18 protein-coding genes are annotated in these 21548 nt (G+C 40.9%); 13 read left to right on the forward strand and 5 right to left on the reverse strand.

The features are described 5' to 3' along the window. Positions 1–131 precede the first annotated feature (131 nt). The 4 genes from G4417_RS02640 to G4417_RS02655 all read right to left on the reverse strand — a co-directional run bounded on the left by G4417_RS02640 (position 132) and on the right by G4417_RS02655 (position 4099). Positions 132–1709, reverse strand: coding sequence for a recombinase family protein (locus tag G4417_RS02640; RefSeq protein WP_173682539.1), 1578 nt, complete (start codon positions 1707–1709; stop codon positions 132–134). Between the two features lie 312 nt (positions 1710–2021). Continuing rightward, positions 2022–2807, reverse strand: coding sequence for a hypothetical protein (locus tag G4417_RS02645; RefSeq protein ID WP_173682540.1), 786 nt, complete (start codon positions 2805–2807; stop codon positions 2022–2024). Positions 2808–2926: 119 nt separating this feature from the next. Beyond that, positions 2927–3469, reverse strand: a complete 543-nt coding sequence (locus G4417_RS02650; protein WP_173682541.1) for a site-specific integrase — start codon at positions 3467–3469, stop codon at positions 2927–2929. A gap of 6 nt (positions 3470–3475) precedes the next feature. Next, positions 3476–4099 (reverse strand): hypothetical protein, encoded by a 624-nt coding sequence (locus G4417_RS02655; RefSeq protein ID WP_173682542.1) that lies wholly within the window; start codon positions 4097–4099, stop codon positions 3476–3478. 171 nt (positions 4100–4270) lie between these two features. Between G4417_RS02655 and G4417_RS02660 the strand changes: the two genes are divergently transcribed. Beyond that, the gene (locus tag G4417_RS02660) at positions 4271–4477 is read left to right on the forward strand and encodes a hypothetical protein (protein ID WP_173682543.1); all 207 of its coding nucleotides are present in this window, start codon (positions 4271–4273) and stop codon (positions 4475–4477) included. Between the two features lie 169 nt (positions 4478–4646). Then, positions 4647–6587, forward strand: coding sequence for an AAA family ATPase (locus G4417_RS02665; RefSeq protein ID WP_173682544.1), 1941 nt, complete (start codon positions 4647–4649; stop codon positions 6585–6587). 94 nt (positions 6588–6681) lie between these two features. On the opposite strand, the gene sigK is transcribed toward G4417_RS02665, so the two are convergent. Next, positions 6682–7254, reverse strand: a complete 573-nt coding sequence (gene sigK, locus G4417_RS02670; protein ID WP_173682545.1) for an RNA polymerase sporulation sigma factor SigK — start codon at positions 7252–7254, stop codon at positions 6682–6684. A 333-nt stretch (positions 7255–7587) separates the two neighbouring features. Between sigK and G4417_RS02675 the strand changes: the two genes are divergently transcribed. From G4417_RS02675 to G4417_RS02725, 11 genes are all read left to right on the forward strand, one after another. Next, entirely contained in the window at positions 7588–8244 is a 657-nt protein-coding gene (locus tag G4417_RS02675) for an HD domain-containing protein (RefSeq protein WP_173682546.1), read from the forward strand. Positions 8245–8478: 234 nt separating this feature from the next. Beyond that, positions 8479–9459 carry a tRNA dihydrouridine synthase gene (locus tag G4417_RS02680; protein ID WP_118329988.1) on the forward strand — a complete coding sequence of 327 codons (981 nt, stop codon included), beginning with the start codon at positions 8479–8481 and terminating at the stop codon, positions 9457–9459. After that, the gene (locus G4417_RS02685) at positions 9425–11218 is read left to right on the forward strand and encodes a cache domain-containing sensor histidine kinase (RefSeq protein ID WP_173682547.1); all 1794 of its coding nucleotides are present in this window, start codon (positions 9425–9427) and stop codon (positions 11216–11218) included. The genes G4417_RS02680 and G4417_RS02685 overlap by 35 nt, the downstream gene beginning before the upstream one ends. Positions 11219–11284: 66 nt before the next feature. After that, a complete protein-coding gene (locus tag G4417_RS02690; protein WP_173682548.1) occupies positions 11285–12799 on the forward strand; it encodes a response regulator in 1515 nt (504 codons plus the stop codon). Positions 12800–12975: 176 nt separating this feature from the next. After that, positions 12976–14052: a sugar ABC transporter substrate-binding protein gene (locus G4417_RS02695; protein WP_173682549.1), complete on the forward strand. Its 1077-nt coding sequence runs from the start codon at positions 12976–12978 to the stop codon at positions 14050–14052. 163 nt (positions 14053–14215) lie between these two features. Next, the gene (locus tag G4417_RS02700) at positions 14216–15442 is read left to right on the forward strand and encodes an ABC transporter substrate-binding protein (protein ID WP_019162408.1); all 1227 of its coding nucleotides are present in this window, start codon (positions 14216–14218) and stop codon (positions 15440–15442) included. A 175-nt stretch (positions 15443–15617) separates the two neighbouring features. Beyond that, positions 15618–16529, forward strand: coding sequence for a carbohydrate ABC transporter permease (locus G4417_RS02705; RefSeq protein WP_019162407.1), 912 nt, complete (start codon positions 15618–15620; stop codon positions 16527–16529). Next, entirely contained in the window at positions 16529–17365 is an 837-nt protein-coding gene (locus tag G4417_RS02710; protein WP_019162406.1) for a carbohydrate ABC transporter permease, read from the forward strand. The genes G4417_RS02705 and G4417_RS02710 overlap by 1 nt, the downstream gene beginning before the upstream one ends. Before the next feature lie 112 nt (positions 17366–17477). After that, positions 17478–19421 carry a glycoside hydrolase family 127 protein gene (locus G4417_RS02715; protein WP_173682550.1) on the forward strand — a complete coding sequence of 648 codons (1944 nt, stop codon included), beginning with the start codon at positions 17478–17480 and terminating at the stop codon, positions 19419–19421. A 207-nt stretch (positions 19422–19628) separates the two neighbouring features. Next, positions 19629–20729, forward strand: a complete 1101-nt coding sequence (locus tag G4417_RS02720) for a YibE/F family protein (protein ID WP_118338572.1) — start codon at positions 19629–19631, stop codon at positions 20727–20729. Further along, entirely contained in the window at positions 20726–21499 is a 774-nt protein-coding gene (locus tag G4417_RS02725; protein ID WP_022381228.1) for a YibE/F family protein, read from the forward strand. Before G4417_RS02720 ends, G4417_RS02725 begins: the two co-directional genes overlap by 4 nt. Positions 21500–21548: the final 49 nt, after the last annotated feature.

Consider the following 21548-nt stretch of genomic DNA (forward strand, 5'->3'; position numbering starts at 1 on the left):
TGATAAACGCAGCCAACGTTAAATTTGTTGGCTGCGTTTACTGCATTTGCGGGAAAAGGCCTCGAAGCTTTTGCAGAGCAGTTTTTTCGATTCTGGAGACATTCCGCCGCGCCTATTGTAAACGATTGGCCCTAAGAAATCGCTTCCAACTCACGGAAGCGGAATTTGATGATGATTTGTTTGTCTTCGGTCAGTTCCACACGCTCGATGAGGCTGACCAGAAGCTCCCGGCTGGTGTAGGCAGAATCCAAAAACTGCTGCACCAGCTCTCTTGCTCGGTCTTCTGTGCTGACCGGGCTTTCTTTTTGTGATTCTAGCTCTTTCAGCTTCTCTTCCAGAGAAGTTCTGTCCATCTTCACTCGCTGATAGATGCGCTCGAAGTCCGCTTCGGCAAGAAGTCCGGTCAGCCAATCCATATACATCTTATCCAGGTTGGCAGTCAGACTGTCGATCTTATTCTGAATGGACTGGATTTCTGCTTCATGGTTTTCCGCCTTGCGGGCTTTCTCTACTGCATCGGCAGCAATTGGCTGAAGCTTATTTGGATCAAGATAGGCTTCACAGACTTCTCTTACTTTAGCCAGAACTGCTTCGGTAACGACCTGCTCTTTGATGGAGTGGCAGGAACAGACACCTGCTTTGGTGAAACGCTGGTAGGTTCGACACACGAAAAACAGTCGATCTTCACCAGATACCGGCGGACGATTTAGCACCGCCATTGGATAATCGCACTCATGGCAGAAAATCAAGCCTTTTAATAAGAAGTCATAGGTTCTGCTTCGGGTGTGCTTGCGGCTGTTGACCAGCATCCGCACCTTCTGAAAGGTTTCTTTGTCAATCAGCGGCTCGTGGGTGTTTTCAACTACAACCCAGTTTTCCCGATCTTGTTTCAGACATTTCTTGGACTTGTAGCTGATTTTCACCGTTCGTCCTTGAACCATATTGCCCAGGTAGGTTTCGTTCTGCAGCATTTCAGAAATGCGTTCGCTGGACCAAAGTCCGGCATAAGGACCTTTGCGTCCCATATTCCAGCCACAGTAAGTTGCAGGCGTCGGAACGCCTTCTTCGTTGAGAGTCGTCGCAATCTTTCGGCAGCTCATACCATCCAATGCCATGGCGAAGATTCTGCGCACCACAGGAGCCACTTTCTCGTCGATGACAATTTTGTTTTTCTCCGTCGGATGCATCTTATAGCCATACATGGGCTTGCCGCCAATGAACTGACCTTTCCGCTGTTTATCCCGCTTGACGGATTTAATCTTCTTGGAAATGTCTTTGGCATACATATCGTTCATAATGGCACGGAACGGGGTAATGTCATTGGCGGTGGATTCTACACCGGTGTCAATACCGTCCAACAACGAAATGTAGCGCACTCTCTTTTCGGGGAAGTATCTCTCCATATAATGACCGGTCATGATATAGTCACGGCCCAGACGGGATAGGTCTTTGGTGATAACCATGTTGACCTTCTTGGCTTCGATATCCTCAATCATGCGCTGAAAGTCAGGGCGGTCAAAACTGATACCGCTCCAACCATCATCGACATAGGTATCGTAGACGGAAAGGCGGTGCTGCTGAACAAATTCATTGAGCAGGGATTTCTGGTTGGTTACACTTTGGGATGGTCCTTCGGTCTCATCCTCCTTTGATAAACGGATGTACAATGCGACATGGTAATCCATAGGGTTGCTTATTTCTAAGTACATAGTTTCCTCCTTGAAATAAGCGACCACTCATCGCAAACATTGTACAACGGGTTTCTCAGATGTCGCAAGGATGCGGACAAGATAAAGCCGAAAAGACTCCTCCAGCAACTCAGCGAGGCTCTTTTCGGCTTCGGTATATATGCAGTGCACAACAGGCAAGGTTTGTTTCATACGTTCTACCTCCTTTGTTCATCGTATGTAAAGGGGCAAATTTTCTTGCCTGTCCATGTTGTGAAATTGATCCATTCCCTAAAAGTGTGCAGATGCACAGTTTTAGGGAATGAAAAAGCGACCTGCTGTAAAACAGGTCGCTTAAAGATTCTGGATTTTATAATGGAAGTAAGTACGGAACATCTGCTTGTGGTTCAAAGGAACCGTCTTAAATGGATCAGAATTTAGCAAATCAGGTTCAATCAGCAAGCTCATTGCAAAGCAGTGGGCGAAGAATTCAGACACATCACAGTCATCTTGATTCACGCCGATCAGGGAAGTGACCAATGCAAAATCTTCTGGCACAACTTCCGGATTACCGGTCAACGCAATATTGATACAGTGTCCCAACTCATGGAGGAACATACTCTGAGGCGTTGCTTCATGGTCAGTATGGGGAACCAGCATATAGATGTCCGCTGCCACGCTGCCATCAGCCATCCTCATGCAACGGCAGAAGGAATCTTCTTTCTTATGCCTTTCCTGAAACAGGAAGATGAAAAGGTGCTGATTTTTCAGAACACGGTGTGAGAAATCATAAACCCGATCCGCAATACTCATGGCTTCTGCAGCCGATTCTGCTGTCAGAAATTCTTCTCCACATTCTTCGTAGTTCTCAATCAGATCATCAGCTAGAGCCTTCAGCTGTGCAGCGTTCTCCTCTGTTTTTTCTGCAAAGGCCCAGTTGCGATAGAGATACATCATGCAAGCAGCGTTGCCTTCGACAACACTCCATCCAGGATGACGATCCATGAATGCTTCCATGATCTGCTGCTCATATCTGGCTCGCAGTTCCTGATGAAGTTGTTTATAATCGTGCTGAGAATAAGTTGATGCAGCCTGTTTCAGACACGATGCCAGTTCACTCAGTTTTGTGACTCCATTCATGCTCTCACCATCCTTTCTTTTGCTAACCATACTGAAATCGAACCACAATCCATCTTCTTAGGAGGGGGATGTTCCATCCTACTGTAAAAAGCCGCCTGATTTGCGTCAGACGGCTCTTTTTACATCCCTTTATAGAATTCTTCCTCGAAGTTTTGGGCGCATTGCTTCCGACAGGAATCAATGATATGGCCATATCGTTCCGTGATCATCTCCGCCTGTGCATGACCGGAGTCGCCTTGTACAGCCTTGATGTTGCCACCGGTTAATACCAATTTATAGCTGATGCTACTGTGCCGTAGGCTATGAAAGGATACCACCGGAAGCCCCAACTGTAGCAGTTGCTTCTCCAACAATCGTGGCAAGGTTTCCTCCGAAAGAGGTCTGCCGTTGGAATAACGCAAGATCAAATCCGGCTGTTTGCGTTTGACCGGTTTCAGTGTTTCTTTCCAGTCTCTCAGCACATCCAGAACATAATCAGGCAAATATACCGTTCGGATGCTTGACTGGGTTTTAGGGCGTTTCAGTACTGTCACCGTTCGCCCCTCATCAAAGGCGGCGGGGAACTGATGAAGGATGTCTTTTCCATTCAGCACATCCACAGCATCTCTGCGCACACGTTTCAGTGTCTTGCTTACGGAAATCGTTCCTTTCTGGAAATCCACGTCATCCTAGGTCAAAGCTAAGATCTCACCTTTACGAAGGGACCCGGCAAAAGCCAGATGTACGGCAATGGACAGCATTTGGTTGTCACAATTCTGAAGCAGTGTTTTTATTTCATCTGTGGACAGCATCGGGATTTCAGTTGTAAAGGCTTTCGGAACATTGGCTTTTCGAAATGGATTCCGTGGTACATACTCCCACAGAACTGCCTGTTCAAATGCACTGTGTAGCAGCTTATGAATGTTGGTCATCACTGAAGACGAAATCTTAGGATCAGACTTTAGCTTTCCATACAACGCAGCAATTACCTTGGGTGTGAACTCTGACAAGCGCATACTGCCCATGAACGGAATGATATAGTTCCGAATCAGTCCCTCGTTACTGGTATAGGTAGAGCAGGCCCAGTGTACTCGCCCGTACAACTCCACATATTCCTCTAGGAATTGTCCCAAAGTTCCTTCCTGATACTTAGCCCGCTCTTTCTCATGCTGTTGGATCAGATCCAGCTGTTCCTTCCGTCTGAGAGCAGCTTCATAGGAATGATAGGTCTCCCACTTCTGCCGTTTCTTTTCTCCGTCGTATATGGTGTACACCACGCTATAACTTTTGTTCCGTTGAACGATTGATGCCATATCTTATACCTCCTTTTCGTTTTGGCGGCTTTAGAATAGCATCCCCAGTTTTGAAATTATTTTTGACCGTCCATGTCCAAAATGCGAGCTTTGAATCGTTATTATAGTTAAACCGGAACAGATATCCGGATGTCCAAAAACGAAATCATGTGTACATAAAGGAGGCTTGTTATGATTCTCAACGAAGTTCTCACTGAAGAATTATTACAGCAGGCTGCAGCCGAACTGGCTACGGCACTCATTGACAGCTTACCACCTCCAAATGAATGTCATCACAAGTTTTCCGATGGATTTGAAGAAAAGATGCAGTCTTTCATCAAAGGTATAGGCAGCAAATGCTACACAGTAGCAATTCAGGATTCTGTAATTCATAAATAAGTTAAGCGGCGGTTTGGAAAACGTTCCAAATCGCCGTTTCTATTATTCCGATATGTGTCGAATGCTGGTTGATAATGTTCCGATGAAGATGTATACTTTAGTTAGTTAAAAACTGTTTAATTAGGTAGGTATTTCTAATATAAAGCAGACTACATATGGAGGGCGTTTCATGTACTTAAAACATATATCTGTGAAATCGTACGGTCCAATAGAGAATCTATCCTATTCATTTCGAGAAGATGAAAAAGGTAATCCTGTACCACTTGCTATAATCGGAAAGAATGGCTGTGGCAAGACGTTATTGTTCGCCAATATTGTCGACATGTTTGTCGAAATGAAACGGCAAATATATCCTCAAGGAATATTAGAAGTCAATGAGAATAATTACTATAAAGTTGGTAATCTAAGCTATATAAAAAGTGGAACTCGCACTTCGGAAGTGAAGCTTGAGCTTTTGGCAAGCGGCAAAAAGACTACATACATCGATGTAATGTCGCTCAACCCCAAACAGGCAATAGAAGCTAAGGAAGTTGCTGACACACGAATTCAAAATAATCAAAAGTTCAAAGATTCCGGGTTTTATAAAAGTACTGATTTACAAGGTCTAACCAGCAAAGAATTCGAAAAGGAGATTATTCTGTATTTCCCTTTCGACCGTTTCTATAAACCATTTTGGTATAATCCAGATAATTATAACAAAATGGCAATAAACTCTTCTAATAACATTGGATACTCGAAAACCAATATTATTAAAATTGATCTTCTTGAAAATATCAAGGAATGGTTTCGTACTGTACATCTACAAACGCATTTACGTGATATCTCCTTGCCTAATCACGAAAGTCTTCCTCCTGAGTTGCGTGGCAAAATTGTAACTATACAACAAGACACTAAATTACAGACTCACCTAAAAACAATTCTCGCCACAATCAAAGGAGATGGAAGCTATTCGGTTTCTGCCCCGAATCGAAATCTTTCGACCATTGGACTGCAAGGCCCGTCCATTCATTGCGCAGATATTTCACAATTATCCGCTGGTGAACTGAGCCTATTTGCAATAGCACTATCCATTGTGAGAGAATGGGATCTTTTCCATACTAATGATTCTTTGGACTTGTCAGATATTACGGGGTGCGTTCTTATTGATGAAGCAGATGTAAATTTACACATTGACTTTGCGTATCGAGCTCTGCCCGCATTAATGAAATTGTTTCCAAGAGTTCAGTTTATTTTAAGCACTCATTCTCCCTTCCTGCTTTCTGGATTGAAAAAAGAATATGGAAAAAACATCGATATTCTTTCACTTCCTGATGGTATATTAATTGAAGACCTAAATGCTTTCTCTGAAATTACAACTGCTTATGAAGTTTTCAACGCTGAAACAGACAAACTTACAAAACAATTAGCTTTGCTAAAAGAAGAGAACGAGAGAGTTAAGGCTCTAAGCAATAAGATTATAATCTATACTGAAGGCAAAACAGATGTAAAATATTTAAAACTTGCATTTGAAAAACTTGATGGATTTGATGATATAAAGGACAGAATCGAATACTATGACATTGAACATGCAAAAGATACTGGTGATGGTGAATTAGAAAAAATATATGCCTACCTCCAGAAAGGCAATGACACTAATATTAAAATTTGTATGTTTGATAGAGACAAACCAAAATACACTGTTCATGAACCCTACGTTTGTGGTGAGAACAATGTTTATAAGTTTAGTTTACAAGTACCTTCACATCGAGATTCAGGAGATTTAATCTCTGTGGAACACTGCTTGACTGATGAAGCTTTAAAAACAATTGATACAAATGGTAGGCGAATTTTTCTATCTGGCGAGTTCGGTGTTACCGGTATTACTTCAGACGGACTGCATCTGTGTCACCACAGAATGGGAACTAACCCTTTAGAAATTATTGATGGTTCAAATGACAAAAAGGTATACAGTACTGATGGTCATGACGAAACCAATTACGCTCTTACAAAAGATGATTTTGTTCAGCATATTATCGATAACGATCCTGGTTTTGATATGTTCTCTTTCGAAGGCTTTAGGCCTACGTTAGAGATAATCAAATCAATCGTAGAAGATGCAGATCGTAACTAATAATTTGATGAGTGGCCGCTAAAGTTAATAATCAAAACACTGATGCCCGGGGAGCCTTTCGGCCCTCCGGGCATCGTTTACATTAGTGGCGGCGCTATACATAAGAGCGGCTGATACACAGTTTTCGGGCAATTTCCCGCTGAGTTTCTTCCTCCATGCCAAAGAGCCCATATCTGCAGCAGATCACCTGATATTCCTTATCTGACAGGACTTTTTTCAGAGAACGTAGAAGATAGTCGGTATTTTCGCGGATATAGCAGTCTTCTACAATATCTACAGGTGCACTCTCGATCACATCTAACAGATTAATCTCATTTCCTTCTTTATCTGTTCCTATGGGTTCATATAGGGACACTTCTTTTGAATGCTTTTTCTTAGCACGAAAATACATCAGCAGTTCATTTTCTATACATCTGGCAGCATAGGTGGATAACCGGGAAGCCTTCTGGGGATTAAAGGTTGTGACAGCCTTGATCAGTCCGATGGTTCCAATAGAGATCAGATCATCTGTATCCTCACCGGTTCCCTGATATTTTTTGACCACATGTGCTACCAGCCGCAGATTATGCTCGATCAGGATATTCTTTGCCTGAGAATCACCCTCCTGATATTTTTGAAGATAATATTTTTCCTGGGATATGGACAAAGGTTTTTGAAAGGCCTTCAAATCGCTACCTCGAAGGGGGATTTCTATATAGTTTATGTCCGGGACAGGGTGTTGGTGCTTTTCCAGAAAATTTTGAGCCTTTTTACAATTATTTTACCTGTTCTGTACAATTGTGTGATGGCAGAGTGTTTTTTTCTCTGATATGCTTAATAAAGCTGGTGATGAACAAGAATATGATTTTCGATGCTGATGGACAGGCTGCACAGACCGAATTGAAAGATTAGAGAAAAGGAGCAGTCAGATATATGATAAAAACCTATGTAATAGATACAAATGTACTGATTCAGGCACCGTATGCAATAAAAAGGCTTTGAGCCAAAGGGAGCGAAATAATTGAAATACAAGGAAATAGCAAATAACAAAGAAATTAATGCATATCTGCAAAAAGGAAATGCAAATCTGGGACAGCTGGGTTTTACAGATCATTCACAGGCACACTGCGTACAGGTGGCACATCAGGCAGGAAAGATACTGAAACGGCTGGGATATTCAGAACATGAAATTGAACTTGCAAAGATTGCCGGCTATATGCATGATATTGGAAATGCCATTAACAGAACCCATCATGCAGAATATGGTGCACTGCTTGCAAATGATTTACTGAAGGAAACAGATATGTCCTTGGAAGACAGAATAACAGTGATAGCAGCCATCGGTAATCATGATGAATCAACAGGAAGTCCTGAGGATGTGGTTTCAGCGGCACTTATTATTGCAGATAAAACAGATGTAAGAAGAAGCCGCGTGCGCCAGAAAGAACGATCAGCTTACGATATCCATGACAGGGTAAATTATGCAGTTACAGACGCCAAGCTGAAGATTGCGGAAGACAGATCAGTAATTGCACTGAACCTACAGATTGATGAAAAAATCTGTTCCATGTATGATTATTTTGAGATTTTCCTTGAGCGTATGATGCTTTGCAGGAAAGCTGCGGAAATACTTGGAACAACTTTTAAGCTGACAGTAAATGGCCGTAAGGTTTTATAGAATAAATGAAAAAGATAGAGAAATTTATTGAAAGAGATGCTTGCAAAAAGAGTATCTCTTTTTGTGTTGATTTTTGCAGCGGATGTTTCAAATCTGCATTGAGAAATCAGAATGACTACAGTATAATGGATGAAGAATTTAACCGAATAAACTGCTCAGCAGTTATCAGGTGTAGAACTACGCAGTGAAGTGGATGATTTTATCTGCTTAAATACAATATAACAGGAGAAGCACATGAAAATATATTTAGCCCCGCTTGAGGGAATTACAGGATATACATACAGAAGGGCACTTTACAATTGCTTTGGAGGGTTTGACAAATATTTTATTCCTTTTATTCTTCCAAACCAGAAAGGACATCTCAGCACCAGAGAAAAGAAAGACATTATGCCTGAGAATAATGAGGGGATGTATGCTGTTCCCCAGATTTTGACAAAGAATGCAGAGGATTTTATCCAGACAGCGGAAACACTGCAGGAATACGGTTATAATGAAGTGAATCTGAACCTTGGCTGTCCGTCAAAGACTGTTGTGACAAAAGGCAGAGGTGCGGGATTTCTGGACAGACCGGATGAACTGGACAAATTCCTGGATGAGATTTTCCGTAAATGTGATATGAAGATTTCCATCAAGACTCGATTGGGCATGGATGATCCGGAAGAATTTGAAGATCTGCTGACGATTTATAATAAATATCCACTGGAAGAGTTAATTGTTCACGCAAGAGTGCAGAAAGACTATTACAAAAATACGCCACGTCTGGAAACATTTGGGGAGGCGGTGGAGCGGGCCAAGAGCCCGGTTTGCTATAACGGAGATATCGTCACAGCAGAGGACTGTACCAGATTACAGGACATGTTTCCGACCCTGGACTGCATTATGACAGGCAGAGGAACACTGAAGAATCCTGCACTTGCCAGAGAGATCCGTGGCGGTGCACCTGCGTCAAAGGAAGAAATCCGCAGATTTCATGATATGATGTACAATGAATATTGTGAAGACCTGTCCGGAGACAGAAATATCCTGTTCCGTATGAAAGAATTATGGTCTTATCTGGCACCTATGTTTACAAACAATAAAAAATATGCCAAAAAGATTAAGAAGGCTGAGAAATGTGTGGTATATGAAAATGCAGTCAGAGAATTATTTGGCTGTGAACAGTTAATTGGAGAAGTGGAAAATGCGGATATGGAAAAAAATACTGGATCATTATAACAGCTGGAAACTGGGGCATAAGCTGCTATGTGCATTTACACTGGCATCTATCATTCCGTTGCTCCTGATACAGATTTTTGCATTTCAGGTAAACCGTAAACAGATGACGGAGAAGATTGATGAGCTGATGGTCAGTAACCTGATGCAGATTGCGGAACGTGTAAACCTAAACATGGAAGTATATACAAACCTGTTATATCAGATATATAAAGATGAGCAGGTGATCGACAGCGTGACAGCACTGACTGACGATCAGGAAACACATAAGGCAGTAGCGTACAACCAGATTGTAAAAAGAATGAAACAATACCGCAACAGCGATGCGGGGATCCGCTGCCTGAGTATTATATGTCCGGATGGATTAGCTGTAACATATGATTTTGAAACAGATTCTTCTCTGAATACAATCTGGAATAATTATTCAGATATGAGGCAGGCACCACCCTACTGTGAGGCTGTAGATGCACCGGGAATGGTACTGTCTGATACGATGAGATTTGAAGAAGGGGAAAATCCCGGACATTTTTTCCATATTTCCAAAAAACTGTTTGACTTTGATGATCTGGAAAAAGGAAGTATTGCTACTGTTGTTATGTCGGTGGATCAGAGTATACTAAGCTCTATCTGCGGAAACGGCACAAAGCGGGATAACAGTATTAATTTTATTATGAATCAGAAGCAGGAAATAATTTCTTATCCGGATGAAGACTTCACAGGTATTTCCATAAATCCGGATCTGAGTACAGAAGAATTTGTAAAGGTTTCCGGATATCTGAAAAATAAGAAAATAGCACTGAATCAATATGAAGATGCAGATACAGGATGGATCTTCTGCAATGCGTATGACAGAGATTATATGCTCCGGGACGTGACCAGAACACAGGGAATGCAGCTTGGGATTACGGTATTGCTTTTAAGCTTTGCTCTTGTTCTGATTATCTATACAATACGAAATATGGATGCATCCGTAAAATCGGTTGTGCAGGGAATGCAGGAAGTAAAGAAGGGAAATCTGGATGTTCTGGTTCCGGTTCAGTCTTTTGATGAGATTGGTACGATCACGGATAACTTTAATGAAATGACAGTGAAAGTACGGGAATTGATCCGGGAAGTGACAGAAGCACAGGAGAATCAGAAGAATGCGGAAATTCGTGCTCTGGAAGCCCAGATTAATCCACATTTCCTGTATAATACTCTTGATTCCATTAACTGGATGGCAATTGAGAAAGAGGAATATGAAATCAGTAAAATGATCCGAAATCTGGGAGTGATACTCAGATACAGTGTAAATAAGAGCAACCAGATTGTAACCATAAGAGAACTGGCAGACTGGCTGGAAAAATATATCAGTCTGCAGCAGATGCGCTTTAATGATGCATTTGCCTATCGCCTGAATATAGACGAGGAGACTTACGACAGGAAGGTTTATAAGCTGCTGCTTCAGCCCTTTGTAGAAAATGCAATCATTCATGGGTTTAAGGAAATGGAAAGCGGCGGACTTCTTCAGATTGATATTATGCCGGCTCAGCACGATCCGGGAATTGTTATCATTATAGAAGATAATGGAAAGGGAATGCCACAGGACATGTTGAAATGTTATAATGACAGAGAAGAAGCCATTAAGGATGAAGGAAGAAGCATCGGTCTTCATAATGCTTTTTCCAGAATGAATATGTATTACGGTGAGAAAGCGTCCTGGAATGTCAGCAGTATGGAAGGTATGGGAACTGTGATCACCCTGCGTATTCCTGTCCTATAGCAGTCCTTGTAAATAATACATTTAAGACAGTTTCATATAAAATACAGTATTTAAGGAAAAGAGAAAATGAGAATATTAATCGTAGAAGATGAAATAAAAATCCGTATGGGAATTTCCAGACTGATTACTTTACATACACAGCATACAGTAGTAGGAGAAGCAAAAAACGGAAAAGAAGGACTGGAGATGATCAACCGCTATCATCCGCAGCTTGTAATATCCGATATCCGTATGCCGGTGATGGATGGTCTTGAGATGCTTCAGGAGTCAGTGAAGCAGGGAAACCATTGCCATTTTGTAATTCTCAGTGGTTACTCGGAATTTGAATATGCGCAGAAAGCACTCAGATATGGTGTAGATGATTATTTGCTCAAACCGTTGGCTCCTGAAGATGTTACAGAACTTCTGGACAAAATCCAGCAGAAAGTGGATGAGGAAGAAGCAAAAAACATTCAGACAACAGAAGGACTGCTCAGAGAAATCCTGACAGGTGGACGTATTGACATTACAGATATTTGCCGGGAACTTCAGGAAAAACATATTTTTACAGAAAATCAGCCAGTTTTTGTTGTGGCAGGATATACGGGAAATACCAGTCCGAAATATTCTCAGGCATTAACCGGACAGTGGGAGAAAATGAAAGAGACTTATCCTGACATGAGGCTTTTTTATGTTACGTTGGAAAATACGCAGGAAATGTTTTTGTTAATTCAGGGAGAAATCACAGAAGAGGAGCTTGAAAGAAAGCTGAATCGGAGAGTATACCAGAATATAACAGAAGAAGATCAGCCAGTATGGACATTTGCTGTCTCAGATCAGCCTGAGGAAATACAGAATATTGTTGAAAAACTGAGAAAGTGCTATTTGTACGGAATTCGTCTTGGCTATCGTACGATTATCACAGAAGAAAAAACAGAAATGATTGCAGAAGAAGAATTTCAATATCCGATACATCTGGAAAATCAGATGCAGACAGCCTTGTGTGAGACAGCCATAGAGCATTTGCGAAAAGAAACGGACTTTTTTATCAACTATACGAAAGAGATGAAATGCAGTCCACGGTATATCAGAAAAACCTATAAAAAAATGCTGGCATTTCTGGAACATATCTGTCATGAAGTAAATCCGGAAGCCTATAAGCTGCTACAGAACCAGGATCTGGAGAGAGCAGCGTCTGAAATGGTGACTCTGGGTGAACTGGAAGCAGTTTTCAGAAGGGCAGTGGAGATTATTATTGAATCTAAGGATAGGAAAGAAGATATCCGTAATTATGCAATCCGCCGTGCAATCAATTTTATTCGGGAACATTACAGTGAAAATATTTCCCTGGATATGCTGGCAGAACGTCTGGAAATCACACCGGAATATTTAAGCGCATTGTTTAATAAAGAGGTAGGAATTAATTTTTCAACGTTTTTAAAACAGTTCAGGATCAGTCAGGCGAAGAGACTTCTGAAAGGTACGGACGAGAAGATTTATGCGATCGCACAGCAGGTTGGATACAATGATCCGAAATATTTTAACAGAGTATTTAAAGAAGAGGTTGGCATGTCTCCCGGTGATTACAGACAGAAAAATTAGGACAGACATTTTGCCTGAATGATTTTTCAGACACGCCCGAGTGAGCGGAGGATAAAGAGAAGGACAGTAAGAGGATGAAAGATATATGGAAAAAAGTCAGCATATTTTTTCTGGCAATGTTAATCGTGTCGTTTAGCGGCTGTTATAACGCATCAAAAGAAAAAAAGGAAAAAACTGTGGCAGAGCAAAAAGAAAATCTGGTGATCTGGGCTTATTATGAAACACAGGCTCAGAGAAATGGATTGAATGAACTGGTAAAGAATTTTAACCAGTCTCAGAATGAATATGAAGTAGAATGGGAATATGTGCCTATGACAGGTTTTGTAAAAGGTCTGTCTTCGGCTTATACAGAGAATAAGCTTCCGGATATGGCAATCCTGGACAATCCGGATACACCGTCCCTGATCCGGCTGGGAATGTTCGAAGATATCACAGAACAGGTAAAGAACTGGAATCTGGAAGAGGAATATTATCAGTCAATCCTTAATACAGTGAAATATGAGGAACGGTATTATGGACTTCCTCTGAATTGTAACAGTACAGCATTGTTTTACAATAAACATATATTGGAAGAGGCAGGTGTCACGCCTCCGTCTGACTGGCAGGAGTTAAAAGAAGCAGCGGAGAAACTCACCACAAAAGACAGAAGCGGATTTCTCATGTGTGGTATGGAAGGAGAGCAGGGAGCATTTCAGATTCTTCCATGGATTTTATCAGCAGGCGGTACTGTAGATGCAATTGACGGACTGCCATGGACAGAAACCTTTGAGTTTTTTTCAGAACTTCTGAAAAGCGGAAGTATGTCAGCAAACTGCATCAATCTGACACAGACAGATGTGGCAAGAGAATTTAATGAGGGAAAAACAGCTATGATGCAGAATGGTCCCTGGGTTTTGCCGATGCTGAAAGAGGCAGGTACAGACTATGGAATTGTATCACTGCCTGAGAACGGTTCACCTGCGGCAGTGCTGGGCGGAGAGAATATAATTATTATTAAAGGTAAAAATGCAGAAGGATCTCTGGTGTTTTTGAACTATTGTATGGAAAATGAAGAGCTTTTTAAGTTCTGCAAGTCTGCAAGTATCCTTCCTGCGAAGATCAGTGCTGCAAAGGAAATGGCAGCAGAAGATGAAGATATGAAAGTCTTTGAGGAGCAGATGAATTATGCAGTTTCCAGAACTTCTGTTCCGCAATGGGAAACAATTGCACAGAAGCTGACTGACAGGATGTATAGCCTGGTACAGGAGAATTAATCTATCAGTACAGAGAATATTATAGCGATTCCATAAAATAATGCACTAAAATAAAATAGTCCACCTTTCTTAAATTATTAGAATTAACCAGAAGGACAATCTCCCATATAATGAGTTCAACAGCAAAAGAGCTGAAACAAATCATTATATGGGAGGTTTTTTTATGAAGATGAAAAAAGTGTTAGCAGCGGCGTTATCCCTGGCATGTGCAAGTACTTTATTTGCAGCGACAGCAGTAACCGCATCTGCAGCAGACAAAAAGGAAGTTGTGATCTGGGATTATTTCGAAACAGATGCACAGAAACAGATGATGCAGTCATTAATTGACGAATTTAATGCATCACAGGATGAGTACGAAGCATCTCATGTATATGTACCATTTGCAGATTACGAGAAACAGCTTACACTGGGTATCGCATCAGGAGAACTTCCGGATCTGGTTATCCTTGATGGCTGTGGTATGGCATCCTTCATTCAGTTAGGATTGTTTGGTGATATCTCCGATGCAGATATTAACTGGGACGAGTACATGGAAGGACCGATGGAATCCACAATGCTGGACGGAAAACATTATGGAATCCCATTTGCAACAAACTGTACCGCTCTGTTCTACAACAAAGATCTGTTTGATGCAGCAGGAATTGATTATCCGGATGAAAATACTACATGGGATGAATTTCACGAAATGGCAAAAGCTCTGACAAAAGACGGAGTATCCGGATTCGGAAATGCAGCAACAAACACAGATGAAGGTACATTCCAGTGCTTACAGTGGCTTTACACAGCAGGCGGATCTTATACAGACATTGAAGATGGTGTAGATGCTTACAAATTAATGCAGGAAATGATCGAAGACGGTTCCTGGACAAAAGAATGTGTAAACTGGACTCAATCAGACGTAAACAATAACTTTATGGCAGGAAACCTTGCAATGCAGCAGAACGGACCATGGCAGATTCCCGGAATCGAAGCAAATGCTCCTGATTTAAACTACGGTGTAACTGTTCTTCCTAAGAAAGATGCAGATTCCGAACAGGCAACATCTATCCTTGGCGGTGAAAACATGGGTGTTGTAAATAAAGATGATACTTCAGGCGCTGAAGCATTCCTGAAATATTATGATCAGACTGATGTTATGGTTGACGCTATGAAACAGTACGGTTCCTATCCTCCAAAAACAGAGGCAGCAAAAGATTCCTACTGGACAGATGATCCAATCCAGAAAGCGTTCCTTACACAGATCGATACATCCATTCCAAGAGGACCAAGCGCTGCATGGCCATCCTACTCAAGTGCGATCCAGACTGGTTTCCAGGAAGTTATGACATCAGCCAAAACTCCGGAACAGGCAGCCAAAGATACACAGGCAGCAGTAGACGCAGTGAAATAATATTAAATGAAATATAATGGAAAGAATGCCTCGCTTTGTGAGGCGGGGCGTTCCTTTCTGAAACTGGACAATATCCATGAATTTGCTCATACAGATATCCATATATGGCTTATTCATGGATGTTGTTCAGAATTTTCAGACAGTATTTTAACTACCACTTTAAGGGGGCAGAAGAATGAAAAAACAAAGAAAGTTAAACGGCGGGGCAAAGATGGGATTTCTGTTCGCCCTTCCCGCAGCGATTTATATGATGGTTTTTATAGGCTATCCTATGATCCAGAACCTGATCTTAAGTTTTAAGAATGTAGATGTTTATTCTTTCGCACAGCCGGACAATCAGGTATTTGTCGGATTACAGAACTATATCGAGTTATTTACCAGTGGTAACTCTATCCTGACTAAATCAATTGCAAATACATTGATTTTTACAGTTGGTTCTATTTTCTTCCAGTTTATCATTGGTTTTGCACTGGCATTGTTATTCAATAAGAAATTTGCCGGATGTTCTTTCTTCAGAGGTATGACAATGATCTCCTGGCTGCTTCCGGTAACAGTCGCAGGACTTCTTTTCAAATTCATGTTCGCAAGTTCTGGCGGTATTATCAACCAGTTCCTTGTATCTCTACATATCATCGACCAGCCAATGGAATGGCTTTTACATCCAAAGTCTGCAATGGTAGCTATCATTGTAGCAAACATCTGGATTGGTATTCCGTTTAATATGATGCTCCTGATCACAGGACTTACCACAATCCCGGCAGAAGTTTATGAAAGTTGCAGCCTGGATGGTGCAAACAAGATCCAGACATTAGTTATGGTAACAATTCCGATGATCAAACCGGCGATTATGTCTGTTCTGACATTAGGATTCGTATATACATTCAAAGTATTCGACCTTGTATGGGTTATGACGAAAGGCGGACCGATCAATTCTACGGAACTGGTTTCCACTTATGCATACAGGCTTTCCTTTGAGGAATTCCAGTTCAGTAAAGGCGCGGCAGCAGCTAATATTCTGTTCCTGATCCTGCTGGTAGTCGGAGTCTTTTATATTAAATTAATCAATGAAGAGGAGGAGATCATGTAATGGGTAAAAAACAGAAAAAAGGTCAGATTGGCGCTTTTATATGCGGATTCATTATCTTTGTGATTTTTATATTTCCTCTGTACTGGATGGTAGTTACAGCATTAAAAACACAGGTGGAAATCTTTGAGATTCCCACACCATTATGGCCGAGAAATCTCTCTCTTGATGCATTTAAAGCACAGCTTTCCGCATCCAGTGATACACTCCGTGGATTCAAAAACAGTGCGATCATTGCTGTTGGAGCAACTATTATTTCCACTGTTTTATCCATACCTGCATCTTATGGTCTGGCAAGATTCCGCTTCCGTGCAAAAAAAGTCATGATCCTATTCTTCCTGATCACACAGATGCTTCCATCTACTCTGGTACTGACATCATTATATATCATGTTCTCAAAAGTCGGACTGTTAAATACATACTGGGCACCAATCCTGGCAGATGCTACACTTGGTATTCCTTTCAGTATTATCATTCTGAGAACCTATTTCCTGTCCATACCGAAGGAACTGGATGAGGCGGCAAATATTGACGGCTGTGGATACTGGAAATCCTTCTTCTTGATCATGCTTCCGATTGCAAAGCCGGGTGTAGTGGTTGCAGCAGTATTCTCATTCGTATATGCATGGGGCGACCTGATTTATGGTATTACATTCATTACAAACCCGAACATGAGACCAATCACTTCCAGTATTTATAATTATGTACAGCAGTATCAGACACTGTGGAACTCCACAATGGCATTTGGTATCATTGCAATTTCTCCTGTTGTATTAATCTTTATCTTTATGCAAAGATACATTGTCAGTGGATTGACAAACGGAGCTGTAAAAGCGTAAAAAACAAAAAATAATAAGTATATGAATGCAAATTGGAGCGTGTCTGAAAAATATTTAAAATAACTGACATGCTCTAATTTACTATCAAAAACAGTAAAAGGAGACATAAAATATGAGAGCAAATTCATTGGACTTAAAAAAAGTTTCCATTCATGATTCATTCTGGTCCAAACACGTTGACCTTGTAAGAAATGCGATCATCCCGTATCAATGGGAAGCAATGAATGACAGAATCCCGGATGCAGAATCCAGCCACTGTCTGGAGAATTTTAAAATCGCAGCAGGAAGAGCGAAAGGTTATTTTTACGGAGCAGTTTTCCAGGACACAGACGTTGCAAAATGGCTGGAAGCAGTAGGATTTTCCCTTGCCTGCTATCCGGATGAAGTACTGGAAAAAACAGCAGATGAAGTAATCGACCTGATCGCAGATGCACAGTGTGAGGACGGATACATCAATACCTATTTTACAATCAAAGAGCCTGACAAACGCTGGACAGATCTCTGCGAGGGACACGAACTATATACAGCCGGACATCTGATGGAAGCAGCAGTTGCCTACTATGAAGGAACCGGAAAGAGAAAATTTCTGGACTGTATATGTAAATTTGCAGATCTGATTTGCGACACTTTCGGAACAGAAGAAGGCAAGATCCACGGATATCCGGGACATGAGGAAGTAGAAATAGGACTGATCAAACTTGCACGTGTAACAGGAAATAAGAAATATATGGATCAGGCAAAATATTTCGTAGATGCCAGAGGTGTTGGCGAAAATTATTTTATGAAAGAAATGAGTCGCCCGGACTACAAGATGATCTTCCCTGAATTTGCAGATTATACACCTGTATATTCTCAGTCACATAAACCAGTCAGAGAGCAGACAACAGCAGAAGGACATGCAGTACGTGCCGTTTATCTGTATTGTGCAATGGCAGATCTGGCAGAGGATTATCAGGATGAAGGACTTCTGAAGGCCTGCAAAACCTTATGGAATAATATTGTAGAGAAACGTATGTATCTTACAGGTGGAATCGGTTCTTCCGGACATCTGGAACGTTTTACAGTAGATTATGATTTGCCGAACGAATACAACTATTCTGAAAGCTGTGCATCCATCGGACTTGCCCTGTTTGGTCTGAGAATGGCCCAGATCACAGGAGAAAGCCAGTACATGGATGTGGCAGAACGTGCATTATATAATACGGTTCTTGCAGGAATTGCGCTGGACGGAAAGAGTTTCTTCTATGTGAATCCTCTGGAGGTATGGCCGCCTGCATGCATGGAAGGAACCTCCAAGAAACATGTAAAACCAATCCGCCAGAAATGGTTTGGAGTAGCATGCTGCCCTCCAAATATTGCTAGAACACTGGCATCTCTTGGTCAGTATGTCTATTCACAGAGACCTGAAAAAAGAGAATTATATGTGAATCTCTTCGTATCCAATGAGACAGAACTTGACTGGAATGAAGACAAGATTTCCGTGAAACTTCAGACAGAATTTCCATGGGTAAATACCTACAGTCTGGAAGTAAAGAATGTGCCGGCAGGCGGAATGAATCTGATGCTTCGTGTACCGGACTATGCACAGGATTATCAGGTAAAAGCAGACGGAAAATTATATGAAGAAAACAAAGAACCGGAAAAAGGCTACCGTAGAGTTCATGTAGAAAAAGACACTAAAATTGAGGTAAGCTTTGCTGCACCTGCCAAATTTGTCTATGCAAACCCACAGGTACGTGCAGATTCCGGAAAAGCAGCAATCGTACGCGGACCACTGGTATACTGTCTGGAAGAAATCGACAATTTCCAAAATCTCCCGGCAATTTTTGTAGATACAGATGCACCTCTGAGAGAAGAAAAATCTGATCTCTTCGGCGGAATCATAACAGTGAAAGCAAAAGGAAAGAAAATTGTAGAATCTTCCGTTTCCGACAGCCTTTACAGCGGACAGAAACCACAGCTGGAAGATGCAGAACTTACAGCAATCCCATATCCTTACTGGAATAACAGAGGTGAAGGCGAAATGCTTGTGTGGATGAAGGAACTCAGACCATAGAAATGAAACAGATACCCCTTAAGTAGATGAAAAATATCTATTTAAGGGGTATTCTTAATTTATATCGCAAATCATTTGCAAATTATTTGCAAATTTATATCTTGACTAGGATTTAAAAAAGTGTAAAATATTATTTCGATAAAAAGTAACTGATTAGTATCTTTAAGGTTGTAATATTTTTTATTAAGAAGGAGAAAAAAGAATCCTATGAAATCTCATGTATTTCAGATGAAATATTTCTTAGCAGGCATCTATATTATCTGTGTTATATTTACCTGCTTTAACGCCAGGTTTTATCATACGCCTCTGGCGAAGATATCTTCAGTAACAGAAAAGGAAACAATGAGCAGAAAAGGAACCAGGGATGCAGAAGAGTATTATTATACTCAGAAAATTACAGCGCGTATATTAAACGGTACCCATAAAGGGGAAGAGATTTCTATTTCTAATGAATATACATCGTCTCAGGTTCAGAATCAGAAATATCACAAAGGAGACACGGTCCTTTTAAGCGGTTCAAGGGAAAATCCAGGGAAATCCATACGTTCCATAAAGCGTGATGGTTATCTGGCATTGCTGGCAGGTGGTCTGTTTTTTCTTCTGATCTGTATTACAGGAAAACAGGGATTCTATACGATCATATCGCTGATATTGAACACAATTATATTCGCGTTTGGATTTCAGGCTTTTATGAAAGGGGAAAATATCTTAAATATCTGCAATGTAATTGCTTTTCTATTTTCGATAACAACTCTGATCTGTCTAAATGGAATCCACAGAAAAACATGGGCTTCTGTTATTTCAACCATATGCGTACTGTTTCTGATCATGGCATTATTTGAATTTTCTATTCAGTTTTTTGGAGATCTGGATTATTCTAATCTGGAATATCTGGGGAGTATGAGTAATTCCGCTGATATATTCTGGACAGATATTATGCTGACAGGACTTGGAGCTATCATGGATGTAGCTGTAACTATTAGTGCTGCAACAGGGGAAATTGTCCGGAAAAATCCAGATGTTTCTCTGAGAAAATTAATACATTCAGGACGGGAAATCGGATATGATATTATGGGAACCATGATAAATGTGTTGCTTTTTGTTCTGGCAAGCGGCATGATTCCTATGTTTATCCTGAAAATGAACAATGAGATCAGGTTTATAACGATCATACGATATCATATTCCATATGATATCTGTCGTTTTCTGATTGAAAGTATAGGAATTGTACTGGCAATCCCTGTATCTGTTTTTATTTCTTCTATTATCATGAAACTACCATTTCTGAAAAGGAGCGACAAAAAATGATAATTTTTCTTGCACTGGTGTTGATTATTTTAATGATTCTGATTGGTGGAGAGCGCGGAGCAGTTTCTCTTATGACATTGGCCGGTAATATTGTAATTCTGTTTATTTCGATTCTTCTGATGTCCATTGGTTTCCCGGCTCTGCTTCTGATATTGGCTGCAGGGGCAGGAGTCTGCTATAATTCCCTGTTCTACCAGAATGGAAACAATCCAAAGACACGGGCGGCTTTTCTGGCTACCTTGCTTGTAATGCTGCTTTTATTTATTCCGATTTATCTTATTATATGGAGATCAGGAAGCTATGGACTGAATGAGCTTCAGCTTTCAGAAGATGATTTTATGTATTATTACAGTACGGATATCCATATTAATATGCTTCATGTGGCAGTTTTTGTAACTGTTTTCAGTACTCTTGGAGCGGTTATTGATACTGCTTTATCTGTAACTTCTTCTGTATATGAAGTCTGGACACATAAAAACAGCCTGACAGCGAAAGAACTTACTTCTTCCGGCTATCAGGTTGGAAAAGAAATTATAGGAACAACTGTAAATACGCTACTTTTTGCTTATCTTGGAGGCTCTATTCTGTTATTTGCCTATGTTCAGACACAGCAATATAACTTGGAAATTATTCTCAATTCCAAATTTCTTTTTCAGGATGTTGCAATCATGCTGTCTGGGGCGATTGCCTGCCTTTTTACAGTACCGGTATCAATCAGATGTGTGATTCGCCAGATCCATCATGCTGCATCTGAAACAGATCACAGCTGATCGGATTTGTTTTCACAGTCTTTGCAGATTCCATGAAGCATATCTCCGC

Source organism: Blautia wexlerae (assembly GCF_013300825.1).
Lineage (GTDB): Bacteria > Bacillota > Clostridia > Lachnospirales > Lachnospiraceae > Blautia_A > Blautia_A wexlerae_B.